Annotated in this window: 11 protein-coding genes, 4 tRNA genes and 1 pseudogene; 6 read left to right on the top strand and 10 right to left on the bottom strand. The window is 37.3% G+C overall.

The annotated features are described in order from the left end of the window. Positions 1 to 206: 206 nt before the first annotated feature. A complete protein-coding gene (locus ABJD71_RS08200; protein WP_348167254.1) occupies positions 207 to 881 on the top strand; it encodes a hypothetical protein in 675 nt (224 codons plus the stop codon). A gap of 506 nt (positions 882 to 1,387) precedes the next feature. On the opposite strand, the gene ABJD71_RS08195 is transcribed toward ABJD71_RS08200, so the two are convergent. The 4 genes from ABJD71_RS08195 to gltX form a co-directional block, all read right to left on the bottom strand. Further along, positions 1,388 to 1,463: transfer RNA gene (locus ABJD71_RS08195), tRNA-Glu, on the bottom strand. Between the two features lie 215 nt (positions 1,464 to 1,678). Next, positions 1,679 to 1,754, bottom strand: a tRNA-Glu gene (locus ABJD71_RS08190). 157 nt (positions 1,755 to 1,911) lie between these two features. Next, positions 1,912 to 1,987: transfer RNA gene (locus ABJD71_RS08185), tRNA-Ala, on the bottom strand. A 100-nt stretch (positions 1,988 to 2,087) separates the two neighbouring features. Further along, entirely contained in the window at positions 2,088 to 3,497 is a 1,410-nt protein-coding gene (gene gltX / locus ABJD71_RS08180; protein WP_348167251.1) for a glutamate--tRNA ligase, read from the bottom strand. Positions 3,498 to 3,768: 271 nt separating this feature from the next. Here gltX and ABJD71_RS08175 point away from each other — a divergent pair. Next, positions 3,769 to 3,844 (top strand) — tRNA-Val (locus tag ABJD71_RS08175). A 610-nt stretch (positions 3,845 to 4,454) separates the two neighbouring features. Here the strand turns inward: ABJD71_RS08175 and ABJD71_RS08170 are convergent. Both ABJD71_RS08170 and ABJD71_RS08165 read right to left on the bottom strand, forming a co-directional pair. Continuing rightward, a complete protein-coding gene (locus ABJD71_RS08170) occupies positions 4,455 to 6,764 on the bottom strand; it encodes an EAL domain-containing protein (protein ID WP_348167248.1) in 2,310 nt (769 codons plus the stop codon). 106 nt (positions 6,765 to 6,870) lie between these two features. After that, complete coding sequence (locus tag ABJD71_RS08165) at positions 6,871 to 8,184, bottom strand: HAMP domain-containing sensor histidine kinase (RefSeq protein ID WP_348167245.1); 1,314 nt, start codon at positions 8,182 to 8,184, stop codon at positions 6,871 to 6,873. Between the two features lie 518 nt (positions 8,185 to 8,702). Between ABJD71_RS08165 and ABJD71_RS08160 the strand changes: the two genes are divergently transcribed. After that, positions 8,703 to 10,325 (top strand): response regulator, encoded by a 1,623-nt coding sequence (locus ABJD71_RS08160; protein WP_348167242.1) that lies wholly within the window; start codon positions 8,703 to 8,705, stop codon positions 10,323 to 10,325. A gap of 294 nt (positions 10,326 to 10,619) precedes the next feature. Here ABJD71_RS08160 and ABJD71_RS08155 read toward each other — a convergent pair whose 3' ends face one another. Further along, positions 10,620 to 11,795 carry an acetyl-CoA C-acyltransferase gene (locus ABJD71_RS08155; protein WP_348167239.1) on the bottom strand — a complete coding sequence of 392 codons (1,176 nt, stop codon included), beginning with the start codon at positions 11,793 to 11,795 and terminating at the stop codon, positions 10,620 to 10,622. 193 nt (positions 11,796 to 11,988) lie between these two features. Here ABJD71_RS08155 and ABJD71_RS08150 point away from each other — a divergent pair. Then, a pseudogene (locus ABJD71_RS08150) lies at positions 11,989 to 12,412 on the top strand (MerR family DNA-binding transcriptional regulator). A 4-nt stretch (positions 12,413 to 12,416) separates the two neighbouring features. Here the strand turns inward: ABJD71_RS08150 and ABJD71_RS08145 are convergent. Next, complete coding sequence (locus ABJD71_RS08145; RefSeq protein ID WP_348167236.1) at positions 12,417 to 12,641, bottom strand: hypothetical protein; 225 nt, start codon at positions 12,639 to 12,641, stop codon at positions 12,417 to 12,419. A 195-nt stretch (positions 12,642 to 12,836) separates the two neighbouring features. On the opposite strand from ABJD71_RS08145, the gene lgt reads away from it, so the two are divergent. Then, on the top strand, positions 12,837 to 13,631 hold the full coding sequence (lgt, locus tag ABJD71_RS08140) for a prolipoprotein diacylglyceryl transferase (protein WP_348167233.1): 795 nt from the start codon (positions 12,837 to 12,839) through the stop codon (positions 13,629 to 13,631). A gap of 145 nt (positions 13,632 to 13,776) precedes the next feature. Here the strand turns inward: lgt and ABJD71_RS08135 are convergent, their stop codons facing one another. Next, complete coding sequence (locus ABJD71_RS08135) at positions 13,777 to 14,712, bottom strand: helix-turn-helix domain-containing protein (protein ID WP_348167230.1); 936 nt, start codon at positions 14,710 to 14,712, stop codon at positions 13,777 to 13,779. Positions 14,713 to 14,921: 209 nt separating this feature from the next. Here ABJD71_RS08135 and glgC point away from each other — a divergent pair, with 209 nt between their 5' ends. Then, the gene (glgC, locus tag ABJD71_RS08130) at positions 14,922 to 16,184 is read left to right on the top strand and encodes a glucose-1-phosphate adenylyltransferase (RefSeq protein ID WP_348167227.1); all 1,263 of its coding nucleotides are present in this window, start codon (positions 14,922 to 14,924) and stop codon (positions 16,182 to 16,184) included. 25 nt (positions 16,185 to 16,209) lie between these two features. On the opposite strand, the gene ABJD71_RS08125 is transcribed toward glgC, so the two are convergent. Further along, on the bottom strand, positions 16,210 to 17,037 hold the full coding sequence (locus tag ABJD71_RS08125; protein WP_348167224.1) for an alpha/beta hydrolase: 828 nt from the start codon (positions 17,035 to 17,037) through the stop codon (positions 16,210 to 16,212). Between the last annotated feature and the right edge of the window lie 96 nt (positions 17,038 to 17,133).

Raw genomic sequence — 17,133 nt, 5'->3', positions numbered from 1 at the left:
TCAATAAAAAGCCGTCTGTACCGACGGCTTTTAAGATCTAGAGTCTGACCAATTAATTGTGGAACTCGCCAACCTTTTAGGATTTTTTTGCGTCTAACTATTCAATCAATCGAATAAAACTATAACTATCAGTATCTTATATTATTGGCACAAGCACTGCTTAACATAGTAAATATTGAATTTATCGCTAAACAACAAGGAATAACATGAACATATCCGGTTTAACTCTAGCAGCTGTTTTAAGCACTTTATTGATTTCCACATCGAGTTGCATCATCCACGTCAATGGACATGGTGACAAGCCAGACAAAAGTAGCGTTTTTGGTGGTTTTGATATTGCTGAAGACCGTCAAGTTGGTGATTTATCCTCAGTAAATGGTGAAATAGAGCTACAAAATGGAGTCATTGCTAATGACGTCAGTACCGTCAATGGTGGGATAAAGTTAGGAAAGAGTGTTCAGGTATCAGATGTATCCACAGTTAATGGCAGCATTAAAGTAAAAGAAAACTTAAACGCCCTAGGTGATATCAGCACAGTGAATGGCAGTATTGAGTTGCTAGAAAACAGCAAAGTGAGTGGCGACCTATCCACTGTTAATGGCGACATTGTAATACTAGACACGCAGGTAAGTGGCGATATTGAAACCACCAACGGCGACATAACACTCACACTAAACACAACAATTGCGGGAGATGTAATATTTGAATCTACAAATGACAACAGTTGGTGGGATAAGGAAGACAATAATAATAATCGTACCCCTCCCACTTTAACAATTGATGGCTCATCTGTGGTAGAAGGTAAAATCATTTTAAAGCGGAAAGTTATCTTGAATATTGAAAATGCCAACCTACTAAAAAAAGTAGAGGAGCGATTCTAGAGAAAAGTGAACTTAAAGGTACATCAGACTCTTAAATAAAAGACCATTTAATACGGCTTAACGACTAAGTCGGATTGTTTTATTTCGTACAAAGATAACACACCAAATAGCCGGACTTACCAGCTATTCTACTTATAACAGGGCCCCCCAAATGCCCCCAATAGTTTCTGATTAAGGCTTACCTTTTCTCAACTATTGCCTTCTTTTGTAACTGTAAAAAAGTGAATTCAGGCCCTATAGGTTGATTTCCAAAAGTTTTACTTAATACGATAACATTATCTTCAGGCAATAAAAAAGCCGCTTAATTACTTAAGCGGCTTTGATATTTGGCGTCCCCAAGGGGATTATAAAATACATCCATGTATTTTACCGCTTCGCGGCCGTGCAAAGCACGTTCAAAAATGTTCCAGACATTTTTGTCGAACCATAGGGGTTCTCACCCCTTGGGTTGTCATTATCTTCAGGCAATAAAAAAGCCGCTTAATTCCTTAAGCGGCTTTGATATTTGGCGTCCCCAAGGGGATTCGAACCCCTGTTACCGCCGTGAAAGGGCGGTGTCCTAGGCCTCTAGACGATGGGGACAGAAACTTTGCTCTCGAAGCATGCTTCGAAAGTTTCTGTAAGGTGAGTCGAGCCTGCGAGAGGAGCGACACCATTAAGAATAAAAAATAAGTTATCTTCATCTCAATACATCTTACAAAAACGAAACTTCTATCAAACTATTTATTAACTGGCCTAGGTGGTAGTTAATAATCCTTGTTTTCAAACTTAAGTTAAATCATTTAACTTAATCAATATGGCGTCCCCAAGGGGATTCGAACCCCTGTTACCGCCGTGAAAGGGCGGTGTCCTAGGCCTCTAGACGATGGGGACAAAAAACAGTTTTCGGAAACATGTTTCCGATGTTTTTTGTAAGGCAAGATGAGCCTGCGAGTTGCGCGACCTAACTTTTGATGCTTTACAAAAACACTAAATTTTTGTCTATCATTCTGTTTACTGGCCTAGGTGGTAGTAAACAACTCCTTGATGTTGGTGGAGCCAGGCGGGATCGAACCGCCGACCTCTTGCATGCCATGCAAGCGCTCTCCCAGCTGAGCTATGGCCCCTAACTTATTTTTCAGCTTTCGCCTTTCTTAATAAGTAGGTGTCATTCCGTGACAGCGGGGCGCATTCTAGGCATCTGCTCTTTTCATGTCAACGCTTTTTTTAAGAATTTTCTCTGTTTGCTATATATTCCAGCGCTTTGGTTATACGTTGTTCAATTTGAGCTGGTTTTAACAGGTTTAAAGTTAAATCTAAAGACGGAGAATTTCCTGAACCGGTGGCAGCAACCCTTAACGGCATTCCCACTTTTCCCATTCCTACTTGCAACTCTTCAGCTGTTTCATTAATAGCATTATGAATAGATTCAGTATTCCATTCAGTTAACGCTGCTAATTTAGCCTGGACAAGTACTAATGCTTCTTTAGCCACAGGTCGCAAATGTTTTTTAGCCGCTTTTGCATCAAAAGATTCGTATTCTTGATAAAAATAAGCACTTATCTCAGCCAGCTCTTTCAGAGTTTTAACTCTATCGGCTTGAATTTCAATTACCTTTTCTAAAGCAGGACCTTGACTCAAATCGATATTTTGTTGCTCAAAGTGCCATTTTGCGTGTTCAGCTACGTCAGCAGCAGGCAAAGTTTTAATGTAATGCTGGTTTAACCAAATTAATTTATCTGTGTTAAATGCTGAAGCAGACTGACCAATAGCATCCAAAGAGAAAAGCTTTATCATTTCTTCTTTTGTGAAAACTTCTTGATCGCCATGAGACCACCCCAAACGCACTAGGTAATTTAATAAAGCTTCTGGTAAATAACCATCATCTCTAAATTCCATTACACCTACCGCATTGGTACGCTTTGATAATTTCTTACCGTCATCACCTAAAATCATAGATACATGAGCATATTCAGGTATCGGAGCACCTAAGGCTAACAATATATTAATTTGCCTAGGGGTATTATTAATGTGGTCTTCACCTCGTACTACATGACTAATCCCCATATCCCAATCATCAACAACTACACAAAAGTTATAAGTTGGAGCGCCATCGGTACGGCGTATTATCAAGTCATCTAATTCACTATTAGCTATTTCGATATCACCTCTAATATGATCCTTGATAACCACACTTCCCTCTTGAGGTGTTTTAAAGCGTATAGCATAGGGCTGATCAACAGGGTGATCGGTACGATCTCTCCACGTGCCAGGGTAACGGGGTTTTTCACCGTTAGCCATTTGCTGCTCGCGAATCGCATCTAACTCTTCAGCAGGCATAAAGCACTTATAAGCTTTTCCATCAGCTAACAATAGATCAATTAACTCATTATAACGGTCAAACCGTTCTGTTTGATAAAAAGGACCATCATCCCAATCTAAACCTAACCACTGCATACCTTCTAAAATGGCATCTATTGCAGCTTGGGTTGAACGTTCGATATCTGTATCTTCAATACGAAGTACAAACTTTCCACCTTTACTTTTTGCGTATAGCCAAGAATAAAGCGCAGTTCGTGCGCCACCAACGTGTAAATAGCCTGTGGGGCTAGGAGCAAATCGTGTTACCACTGTCATTGAAAAAACCTATTGAAAAAATTGTTTGTATTTTATCAGCCAAAGCTTTGAATTTACATATTGTTTAGAGCATTTATCAAGCCCCATTCCCAAAATCTAATATTAACAAATAAAATACGACCGCTTTTTCATCAAACTGCTTATTTATCATCAAAAACGAACACTTTTTACGCATCCGAACAATAAATTTCATTTTAGTGTTGACAGTTAAAAGTCCACACCTATAATAGCGCTCCACTTAGAGGCAACAGCCATTAAGTGTTAATACATCGGACGCTTAGCTCAGTTGGGAGAGCATCGCCCTTACAAGGCGAGGGTCACTGGTTCAAGCCCAGTAGCGTCCACCACATTTAAGCCCAGAGTAGTCATATTACTTTGGGCTTTTTTATTTCTACTTCTCTGTAAAATCTAATTATTTTCAATTACTCTAAAACTTACATTAGCGATGCATCGCTGTTTTATTCAAAGCATGAGTCTAGGTAGATACCCAAAATGATGATATTACTCGTGAGTATTTATGTATAAAGCTCATTATTACCGTAGTCGCTTTGGTCAGTAATAATGGTTTTATTAGAAATAATATAAATGGTATTGATTAGGCTACTATTATAGAGGTGATAAATGTTAACAGACGAGAGCCTATATTTGAGTAAAGACTCATTAAACGAAATGGTAGAGTTTTACCATTAAACACGCCATAGCTAATATAGACGAAGCAATAAAAAAGCTTGCCTGACAATGTAACCCCTTTCAGATCCCCACTTTGATAGATTTATGCCATTAAGTTTATTTTCCATATTGGTATCTCAAACAAGTGATTCAAAATTTTTTCATCAGGTGCAACTGGCTTACTTTGTATTTATTCAGGGAAAAATACATTACTCTAAAGTCAGATTAGAACTAGATAAAAACCCCACTCCACCTTAACCGTATTAGTTAAATTAACACTCCCAATATCTAGTGTTCCAAGCTGACGTTATCATGATTTATAGTGCGCCAAATTTCTAAAATATTTGCAGATACTTTTAACAATGCCTCTTCTTCAACTGGTTTAGAAAAAAGGTACCCTTGAATTAAATGATCCTTTGAATCACTTAATAAATTCTTTATCATTGTAAACTGTTCAGCAGTCTCAACACCTTCAGCAACAATTTTCATATTTAAATTTGTCGCTAGCTGTGTAATGGTGGTAACTATTGCTAAATCCTGTTTAATTGAAGGCGCTTCAGATATAAACGAGCGGTCTATCTTTAACGTATTAAAAGGAAGCATTTTAAGGTAATTTATTGAAGAATAACCTGTACCAAAATCATCAATTGCTAAGCTTATTCCCAGTGCAGAAATTTTTTCTAATAATAATTTAGCACCTTCGATATCTTCAATAAATGAGCTTTCGGTTACCTCTAGCTCTAATTGGTGGGGGGCACACTCTGTTTCTGTAAGAATCACTTTTATGGTATCCAGCATTTCTTTACGTTTTAACTGTCGAGAAGAAAGATTCACCGCTACCTTTATTTCATTACCAGCATCCGCCATTCTTTTGGCAAAAAAGCATGCTTCTTTTAAAACCCACTCCCCGACCTTTATAATTAGGCCCGTTTCTTCTAATAATGGGATGAATTGAAAAGGAGGTATAATACCTTTTTCAGGGTGATTCCAGCGAAGAAGCGCTTCCACACTCAAATACTTACCTGTATTTATGCAAACCTTTGGTTGATATAACAAAAAAAATTGAGACTTTTCTTCGGCCAACATCTTACGCATATCGACCTCTAGCGACAAAAGCTCATTCGCTTTTGAATCATCTTCTTGTAGATAAAATCGATAAGCATTACGTCCAATTTTTTTAGCTTTGTACATCGCTACATCTGCTTTTTTGAGTAATGTTTTAACATCAAAACTATCAATAGGGCACCGACTAATACCCATGCTCGCAGTGACCATCAATTCTTTACTTTGAATCAGGTATGACCTAGTCAAAGTCTTCATTATTTTGTCTGCCATCTCAACGATATCCTGCTCTGTTGCGACTTCCGTTAAGAGCACTGCAAACTCATCACCACCTAACCTGCAAACCAAATCTCCATCTCTGACAATTGAAGTAAGACGCCCAGCAACTTTAACTAGCAACTCATCACCAAAATCATGCCCTAAACTATCATTTATTTGTTTAAATCTATCTAAGTCTATGAACATGACTGCCAAATATCGCTCACTTCGTTCACATATAGACACGGCTCTAGTTAATTTATCGATAAATAGTGAACGATTAGGGATCTTTGTAAGCGCGTCATACTGAGCAAGGTATAATATTTTTTTCTGAGCCTCCATTCTCTCGTTGATATCTGTAGAAATGCTACAAATAAGATGAATATTTCCATCATTATCAAACAAAGGAAACTTAACACTAAGGTAACAGTGCACTCCCTCTTTTGAAGGTAAAAATTCCTCGCATTGAATCGCCTCGCCAGTTTCCAAGACTTTTTTATCGTTTGCACGAATGGAATCAGCAATGGCCGCAGAAAAAATATCATAATCCGTTTTTCCGATTACATTGTTATTCATCACCTCTAAATCATTTAAGAAGGTATCGTTAACTAAATCATAATAACCATCCACATGTTTTAGTGAGATTAATGACGTAGAGTTATTAATGATAGAATCTAACTTATCATTTGTTGAGGCCAGTAACTTCTCTACTGCAAACCGTTCCTCTATCTCAATTCTAAGCTGTAGGTTTAACTGTTCACGAGATAAAGCCAGCTCTCTAATAGTATTTATGTCTTTGTAACCACGAAGTGCTGAAGTAACACATGAACACATTTTTTCAGCCGTTAATTCTGTTTTTGTTCGGTAATCATTAATATCATAATCAACAATAACACTTAACTCAGGAGCTTGGCCTGGCTGGCCTGTACGCAGAATAATACGAATAAATTGATTTTTCAGGACATTACGAATATAAGAAACGAGCTCTAATCCGGCATGTTCGGTTTCCATAACGACATCAAGTAACAGTACTGAAAAATCATTGGGCTTTTCTAAAATACCTCGAGCTTCAGTGGCAGAGTATGCATAAGTTAATTTCAGTGGCCTACCATCAAAAGTATATTTAGATAAAATCAAATCAGTAACATCATGTACACTTTGGTCATCATCAACGACTAATATATTCCAAGGCTTACTATTAACTTCAATTGGTGCCTTGTTGACGGCTCTTGACTGGTTTTCACTTGTTTTTGCAAATTTCAATAATTTTTTGGCCAACCTGACAACTCCTTTGAAACCATTTATCTATACTTAAACATCAAATGAGATGTGTATAAAATTCAATTTCATTTATTCTTAAATACAAGCTTACATAAATTATGATTTAACAGCTGTTACTTAACGACGTAGGGAAATAAATATCGAATGTAGCTCCTTCATCCAATGTGCTTGAACACAGAATACGACCCTTAAGTTTTTCAACAACGAGGTTATATACAATATGAAGCCCTAACCCCGTTCCTCCAGCTCCTCTTTTAGTTGTAAAAAATGGATCAAAAATATAAGTTTGTTCATTTTTAGGAATTCCACAACCATTGTCTTCAAATCTTAAGTGTATTTCACTTCCATTACTTTTAGACAATGAAATAAAAATAGTATTGTTTCTGCTATTTTTAAATGCATGCTTAACTGTATTAGTGACAAGGTTAGTAATGATTTGACTTAATGCTCCTCCATGAATATCTGCTTTAATGTCATTACTACCTATCAATTCAATTTTAATATCAGAGCTCTTTGTTAAAGGAGTTAAAGTAAGCAATACTTTTTCAATATAATGTATTAGAAAAACAGTTTGCGTATCATCCATAGTCTGGTCCACTGAAACCTGTTTAAAGCTCTCAATCAACGTTGACGTTCGAAGAAGGTTTCCACTAACGATATCATTTATCTTCTTAGTTTGTGTAAAAAAGTCCCTTAGCTCATCTTCTGTTAATTCTTCGCGCTCAAAGGCTCTTTGAACTTTATCAACCAAAGAAACAGAAAGTGATGTAGCTGAAATACTGACCCCCACTGGTGTATTAACTTCATGTGCAACCCCAGCAACCAACGTATTAAGTGATGTCATTTTTTGTGACTGAATAAGTGCACTGCGCTTTTTTTCTTGTTCTAAATTTAACTTTGTTTTTAGAAGCAAGATATAATCATTTGCGACACTTCGAGATAACACAATACCAATTATAGGAACAACAAACGCTTGTGTAATCAAAAGCGAGATAACGATAAGAAATGTTATTTGAACAGTTTTTCTTATCAACGGTTCGAATAACGTACCGTGTTGCTCTAAATCTGCAATACCTTCATTTAAAAATTTAAGTAATGATGCTTTATCTAACTCATTATCTTTGAAAGCTTGTATTCTCTGTAGTAAGTCATTGGTCACTCTTATGTCATTTTTACAAACATCAATTGCAGAATGTGTACCTAACACTTTCATAATAAATAGCTCAACTCCAGTAACAAGCCTAATACACCTAATGGGTTGTTCTTGAATATGTAAAATATCTTCTTCAACATCACTAACAGGCAATGAGTTTGCTTTAAACCCCTCAACTGATTTAATCGCTTTTGTTATATATTTTTGGTGAAGATAATTGAGCTCATGCATTTTTCCTCCAAGCTGAATTTCATATGCACCCACAATGCTCAACAATCCTGAGACTATAACCAGTATGTTTAAAATATTTAACCTAAATGAAACGGTAGGCCCGTTGTGAGCGCCCTTATTAATAGGGGCAACAGAAGACCTTTTAAACTTCAAGTTTTTTAAAATACTAATTATCAAAACGTGTTCCTTTTCACTTGTTAATGCAGCTATATATCTGAAGAATAAATTAGGTGTGGATTCCGCCTACTCGTTAAATTCTGTTAGGCCATTAGATTGTCTATTTAAATTTTTTCCTATACACGTAGCTCAGTTAATATAGATGAGTTTTTAAAGTTAACAACAATAACCTTGGTATTTAAGGCAAACCATAGTGAATAGCACAGCATGTAATTAATCAGAAAACTCATAAATTTTCTAAAGCACTTTACTAATGTGAACTATTCCAATTAACTTTGTTAGTCACTTTTAATTTCCTTTTTTGTGTTTTTAGCCCTTATTATTTCGGTGAAAAATACGATAACCTTTATAGATACAAGGAAAACTAGTTTTTAATGAATTTACAACTCGCACAAAATACCAAAGTTCTTATTGTTGATGACCAAGCTTTAGCCAAAGGGTATATGAAATACTCTTTGGAGGAGTTAGGGTTTAACAATATTAGCTATGTAGATAAAATAAACCTTGCACTGACAACCATTCGTAGTCAGCGTTTTGACCTGATTATCTGCTCTTATAATTTAAAGCGTGAGCAAGACGGTTATTATTTTTATGATGAAATAAAAACAAATGGGGAATTACCTTTAAGTACTGCCTTCGTCTTTATTAGCGCAGATACCAATTCCGATCTAGTGCAAAGTATTATTGAGTTGCAACCAGATGATTTTTTAGCTAAACCTTTCACAGTCAAAGATTTAGACCGCCGGTTGAGTAGAGTATTAACTAGAAAAAAAGTATTACATAAAGTGTATTTATGTATCGAAAAACAAGATTTTATCCGAGCACTATCTGAAGTAGAGTTATTTCTAGCGAATCCTAAACATTCTGAATTTTTTCCTTTAGCCCTTAAAATCAAAGGTGAAATGCTTACTGCTTCAGGTAAGTTTCTAGAAGCTAAAGAGTTTTATCTTGCTGTACTAAAGGTACAAACGTTTACTTGGGCTCAATTGGGCTTAGTTAATAGCCATTTACATTTAGATGAAGATGAACAAGCTGAAAAACTAGTTTTACGTTTAGCCTTTAAGCCAGATTCACAATTAGCCGCATACGACTTGTTAACAGCGCTGCAAATAAAACAGAATGACTTTGAAACTGCATTAGAGTGCGTGATTATGGCAACCGAGGTTTCTCCTAGAAGCATTCGTAGACATAAAACAGCAATGGATTTGTCTCGAATTACACACGACTATGAAACCCAGTTTGAAGCAGCAAAAAAGATTGTTCGATTTGCCAAAAACTCTATTCATGATAAACCTGAAAATTACTTAAACGTTGCTAGAGCTGGGATTGACTATGCTATGACAACGGATGCTGCTGATACTGAACGTTTAATTAAACAAGCTAATGAGTATGTTAAACAGTTTAATCAGGCTTTCCCTAAAGCTGAAATGGACGAACAAATTAAAGTCATCAACGCTAGACTATTTTATCTTGAGGATGAAAAAGACAATGCCTTGGCATTATTGAATCAGTTAGATGAGGAAAGCTGGGATACCGAAGGGCCTGATGCATTGCTAGATAAAGCCAAAATTCTTCATGACTTAGGTTTACACGAAAGGTCACAGGCCATCCTTGAGCAAATAGAAGTGTTATGTCAAAGTGAACCAGATAAAGGAGAAATATTCTTACATTATATTAACCAAGAAAAACATGAAAAGTCGACCATTAAACATAGTTCAAAAGACTTAAATAACACTGCAGTAGATCACTATCAGAAAGGGGACTTAGAAAAGGCAATAGAAATATTTACTCAAGCCTTTACTATCATGCCTAAAAACACCTCTATTGCACTAAATCTTATGCAAACCATTTCCTCAAAAGCTGCAAAATTTGGTCTACCATCAGTATCAAGTAAACAATTAAAGAAATGCATAACTACCATTGAAAATAGTCAATTAAATCATTTGCAACAAGAACGTTACCACAAGATACGCACCAATTTAGACGCAATGGAGTAATAAGTTACAACTAAGTAACTTTTAAAAAATTTTAAAACGGAGGTTCCTTATACGTTTTGTTTTTTACAACTTCCGATAAAACCTCTGTTGCCTACCACACACTTTCAAAAGAAATATAGAGTGGCGTATCTCGTCATAGCAGAGAGTACACTTGATAGCACTTCAAAGGCAGTGAAAAAAACCTAATGAACTTTTTGAATTGTAAATATGTGAAATAGGCTAATGAGATCATATGACAACCACCATATCTCACTGACCTATATTCTCTTTAAAACCAAGCGCTAAGACGCATTACTATACAATTTCTACAGCAATGGCAGTAGCTTCACCGCCACCAATACATAGAGACGCAATGCCTTTTTTAAGACCACGCTGCCTTAAAGTGTGTATTAATGTGACTAAAATTCGCGCACCAGACGCGCCAATAGGATGCCCTAACGCACACGCGCCACCTTTAACATTCACTTTGCTTGCATCTAGCCCAAGCTTTCTAATTGCCAATATAGTCACCATAGCGAATGCTTCATTAATTTCAAACAAATCAACATCACTTATTGACCAACCAGTTTTACGCAATAGTTTATCTATTGCTCCTACCGGTGCGACAGTAAAATCTTCTGGCTTTAAGCCATTGCAGCTATGAGCCACTATTTTAGCTAAAGGCTCCAATCCTAATGCTTTTGATTTTTCACGACTCATTACTAAAAGTGCCGCAGCCCCATCAGAGATAGAGCTGGAGTTAGCTGCGGTTAACGTGCCGTCTTTCATAAACGCGGGTCGTAAACTTGGAATTTTTTCAGGCTTGGCTTGCTTAGGTCCATCATCACTATTAATGACTACTTCGCCTTTTCGGCCTTTTATAGTGATAGGGGTAATTTCATCGCTAAACGTACTTAATGCTTGCGCGTCACAGGCTTTCTGTAAACTTGCTAACGCAAACGCATCCATTTCATCTCGAGACACCCCTTCTGCGTCAGCTGTCTTCTGAGCAAAACACCCCATAGCTTGGCCATCATAAGCATTCTCCAAACCGTCAAACATCATATGATCAATCATTTGTCCATGCCCCATCCGATAACCACTGCGTGCTTTTGGCAATAGATAGGGGGCGTTAGTCATGCTTTCCATGCCACCGGCAATGACCACCTCTGCAGACTCAGCCTTTATTAAATCATGCGCCAAAGCAACAGCTTTCATTCCTGAACCACATACTTTATTTACGGTTGTCACACCACTTGAGAGAGGTAAGCCAGCCCCCAAAGATGCCTGCCTAGTAGGTGACTGCCCCAAACCTGCAGATAAGACACACCCCATTATAACTTCATCAACATGGGGTAAGACATTTTCATCTAACAAGGCCTTAATTGCATGAGATCCAAGCTCAGTGCCGGTTACTGATGACAAGCTCCCCATAAAGCCACCCATAGGGGTACGCTTAGCCGCAACAATAACTATTGAGTTATCAGACATAAAAACTCCTTAAATTTTCAATATTTGGAAAAATGTCTGCACATTTAACCCTGTAACTAAGTAGACATTTATTGAATTTATCTACTAGAGCATTTGCTTTTAAATAATTAAAGCTCTACGTTTGCACCTAGTTTACGTAAACGTAGAGCTTTAATTTTCGTTATAACTTCTTTAAATTACAGGGCAAGCAATTATGAGTGAACAGAACTTTAGTATTAGTGACCTATCAAAAGCCATGGATGTTACACCAAGGTCGATATGGTCTTATGAAGAACAAGGGTTACTAAGCCCTTTAGAATTGAGCTAAAGCGCATTTAAACAAATAAAGATTTAGTCAGATTGAAGCTTATTCTCAGAGGCAAACGTCTTGGGTTTTCGTTGTCAGAAACAACAGCTCTGTTTAACTTGTATGATACTCACCATAACTCTCTCGCACAGTTACAAGAGATGTTAAAAATGACAACCGAAAAACAGACTCAAATACAGCAGCAGTTGCAGACATTGAAATGTTGATGACTGAATTAAATGCCCTTACCCAAGCAGACCGAGAAATAATTGAGGCTCTGAATAAACCTTCCCAATCTAAAGTAGCGTTAGCCCCCAAAAGTCACTCATGAGTATTTATAATTGCCCTTGCACTCTCTGCACTTCAGCATTATCTTTTATCCTAAATTCATCAATTTGAGTACTGCTGGTGCAACCGCAAACGAGTGTTAAAACTTCCCTTCCTGCCAATGTCAGAGTCATGATTGCTTTAGTGGCAAGTCCCACTTTATTGGTTGTGGGTATGTTGGTATTCACTTTGTTCACCAAAGGTTGGCGCGAGGTTTCTACAAGCATGATCATCTTTACTCTACTGTCGGTTTTGGCTTATTACATCGTTATTGTCGGGAACTTTCCTAAATTCAAACGCTCTATCAGCACATCTTCCACCGATAAATAATCTAGTTTTATCAAAACATAGCCTGTTTGCTGCAAGTCAATCAGGTACAATATCGTCAAATAGTTATCGTAAATTAAAGAATAAAAAGGCTACATTAAATGGAGTATTTCACTTGGAACGCGAACCCAATCTTGGTTTCTTTTGCAGGCTTAACCATACATTGGTATGGCGCTTTGTTTGCAACAGCTATTTTAGCTGGTCTACAGGTCATGAAAGGAATATTCAAACGAGAAAAAGTTAATTTAGAGCTTTTAGACTCTTTGTTAATGTACTGTGTCTTCGGAATTATCATTGGCGCACGACTAGCACACTGCCTTTTCTATGACCCTGAATATTATTTAAGTAATCCATTAAAAATATTAGCGATTTGGGAGGGAGGGCTAGCCAGTCATGGTGGAGGCCTAGGCGTCATCATTAGCGTGTATCTTTTTCAAAGAAAATTTAAAGTCGGTTACATTTGGTTATTGGACCGATTAGCCATTGCTACTTCACTGTTTGGTTTCTTTGTTCGAGTAGCAAACTTTGTCAATTCAGAAATTATTGGACACCAAACTGATGTCAAATGGGCCGTTATTTTCGAACGCATAGATTTAGTTCCTAGGCATCCAGCTCAATTATACGAGGCATTTTCATACCTCGCTATTTTTGCCACCTTATATTGCTTACATCGGTTTACAAAGATCAAACACTACACAGGTACATTACTGGGGGTATTCCTATCTCTAGTATTCACCGCTAGATTCTTTATTGAATTCGTTAAAGTAAATCAAGCCGCTTATAACAGTGATATTTGGATAAACACTGGGCAAGCTTTGAGTATTCCCTTCTTTATCTGTGGCGTTTGTCTGTTAATACGAGCGTTAAAGAATGGTAGTGAACAAGTAAAAAAATAATGGAATGACTAAACCTAGAACAAAATATTGGTTCATTAAAAATATTGACAAACTCTACATAAGACAACAGTTGGCCTAAAATAGGCCAACCATTACAATTATCATAAGGTCGTGTATAAAGTATTACAGAGTAAGTAATAATGAATCAATTTGTTTTAAATTGTGCTTGATACTGACTAGGAGCTACCCCTACATATTTATTGAAATTGAACCTTAAGGTAATCCCGTTATCGTAGCCAACTCTGCTAGCAAGTTGCTCGATTGAAAGAGTTTCAACTTCTAGTATTTGCTTCGCTAAATTAATTCTTTGCTGGTTAAGCCAGGCCTTAGGGCTAGTTCCTAAAGCTTTTTTAAAGTGACGATCAAAGGTTCTTCTTGACATACAAGCCTGCTGAGCCATCTCAGCAACACTGATAGCTTCACTTATATTCTCAATGGTCCAGTCTAAGGTTGCACTAAAAGAACCTGAATTCTTAACCACAGGTGTCTCCACATATTGTGTCTGTCCACCACTTCTATGAGGGGATATAACAAGCCGCCTCGCAACTTGGTTAGCGATAGTATGGCCAAAATCTTTTCGAATAATATCAATACCCAAGTCTAGCGCTGCAGCACTACCTGCAGAACAGCTAATATTTTGGTCATGAGTATAAAGCACATCATTTACAAAATTTACTTTTGGAAATCTTTCCTTAAACTGCTCCCCGTAACGCCAATGTGTTGTAGCTTTTCTATGTTGTAATAATCCCAATTGCGCCAGTAAAAACGCACCTGAACAAAAACAAATAATTCGTTTTCCTTGCTCTGCAAATTCATTTATTTTCTCCGCCATATCTAAACGAACATGCTTACTGTTGGTCGTCCAGCTTGGAATAACTAACGTGTCATATCGATATAAACTTCTAATGGGCTTTGCTGTAATTTTTATACCACCAGTAGCACTAATGGGCGCCCGATCGAAACAAACCACATCGGTCTGGTACCAAGTTTTATATTCTCTTGGTAAGGCAAAAATTTCGATAGCACATGCCAATTCAAACATGGCTATTTTTTCATGCGCCAGGATAGCTACGTTCAACATAAATAGTCCTCCTAAGGTGGCTTATTATTGTCTATTGTTATAGATAAAGCCATCTGATGAAGTGTTTTTTTAACTTTTAATTCACATCTGCTTATCATTGATTGAATATAGTTTTCTGTCGTGTACACTCGATTGTGGTACTCAACACAGGTAGTAACGGATTAAGTACATATTTTACAAATAACCTTAATTTTGATGGAGCATGACTTATGGAAAAACAACCATCTCGCTATATTAGTAACTTAACACGTGATACATATGCACTTATTTTAGCGGGAGGCCGAGGCTCAAGACTCTATGAATTAACGAATTGGCGAGCTAAGCCAGCACTATATTTCGGTGGTAAATTTCGCATCATCGACTTCCCTCTATCTAATTGTATCAACTCCGGTATTCGAAACGTTGGAGTAGTCACACAATACAAGTCTCATTCTCTAATACGGCACCTTGTGCGAGGTTGGGGTCACTTTAAAAAAGAACTTGGCGAATCTGTTGAAATCCTACCAGCATCACAACGCTTTTCAGACAACTGGTATGAAGGCACCGCAGACGCTGTTTTTCAAAATATCGATATTATTCGAGACGAGTTACCAAAGTTTGTAATGGTATTATCTGGAGACCATATTTATAGAATGGACTACGGTAACTTACTGGCTAAACACTCAGAGTCTAGGGCAAAAATGACAGTTTGCTGTATGCCTGTCCCCTTAGAAGAAGCTGCTGGTCAATTTGGCGTCATGTCAGTCGATGAAAATTACAAGATAATTGGGTTTGAAGAAAAGCCCGAGAATCCGACTCCACTTCCCAATGACCCAACTAAATGCTTGGCTTCGATGGGTAACTACGTCTTTGATACTGAATTTTTGTTTGATCAACTTAAAGTAGATGCTGACAACTTAGGCTCAGAGCGAGACTTTGGGAAAGATATTATTCCTTCTATAATCGAAGAACATGATGTCTATGCATTTCCTTTTACAAGTGACGAAGAGAACGAGGCATATTGGCGAGATGTTGGCACCATTGACTCATTCTGGCAAGCCAATATGGAAATGGTGTCGCCCGTACCTGCACTAAACCTTTATGATAAAAAATGGCCTATATGGACTTATCAGGAACAACTTCCTCCAGCTAAATTTGTTTGGGAAGAAGAAAGTAGGTTAGGTACGGCCATAAACTCAGTGGTATCTGGAGGCTGTATAATTTCTGGGGCCACAGTGAGGCGTACTCTGTGTTTCTCAAACGTTAGAGTACACTCTTATAGTGAGATAGAGGATTCTGTTATCTTGCCAGAAGTGGTAGTTAACCGTAATTGTAAAATCCGTAAAGCGATCATTGATAGAGGGTGTGAAGTACCTGAAGGTACGATCATTGGCCATAATCGTGATGATGATTTAGCCAGAGGTTTTAGAGTCTCTGATAAAGGAGTGGTTTTGGTAACTCGCGAGATGCTCGGCCTCAAAGTAGGCTTTTAACAATAATAGTCTAAATAAAACCGCTTTAATTTAAAGCGGTTTTTTCATTCACAAACTCCCACTCTAAAATTTTTGCTTTAATGAGCTCTGCAACTTCTGTGGGCTGCTCAAAAGGAAACATATGCCCTCCATTACTTAACACATGCTGCTTCACCTTAGTATTTTTCAGAAATGAAGATAAAAAAAATGGCGTATTGAGTTCGCTTTTTTCACCGCTTATAATCCATGCCGGCACCAATAACCGTTTACTATATAGATGAATATTATGAGGAACGTTTCGATAGACTTCTGTTTCAATCTTGGCATCATAATTTAGATGAAGCCTACCATTTTTTTCATCAATGGCAGATGATACATAGTCTTGAATACATCCAAGTTCAAATTTTTTAAATAATGCCTTATCTTTAAAATAATTAACTAAGTTAGTATCCTTATCCCAACTTTGGCACCGAAATTTTGATTTGCTTGCAGGAGTAATACGATCTATTTGCCCCACTAATTTCACTGTCTTAAAAAGTATTCGAGACAAGCCTGAAACGATGGGAGGGTCTAACATAATAAGTCCTTTAACCAAATCAGGTCTATCGCACGCCACCATAAATGACATGACAGCTCCCATAGAATGCCCCACCAGATACACAGGTTGACGCACCTGATTTTCTAAATAATGAACTAACTCTAAGTTAAGATTTTCAAAGTTAGTATTGACAGGAAATAACGGTGAGTGTGCAAACTTAGGCAAACCAAAAATTTCAATACCATCGCCCAAACCGTCAAACATACGCCTGTAACTGCCCATAGGAAACCCGTTTGCATGTGCAAAATGAATTGGAATAGAGTGATGATCCCTCAAGTTATACGTACCTTTTGAAATTATCTATAGTTTAAAATCAGTATTACTAACAAATAGTAATACAAGTCAAAATCCACACGAATACTCACCCAAACA

The sequence above is a fragment of the Paraglaciecola sp. genome, from assembly GCF_039943935.1.
In the GTDB taxonomy this organism is placed as follows: Bacteria; Pseudomonadota; Gammaproteobacteria; order Enterobacterales; family Alteromonadaceae; genus Paraglaciecola.
The sequence above is the reverse complement of the archived record's forward strand: the minus strand, read 5'-3'. Positions and strand labels throughout refer to the sequence as shown.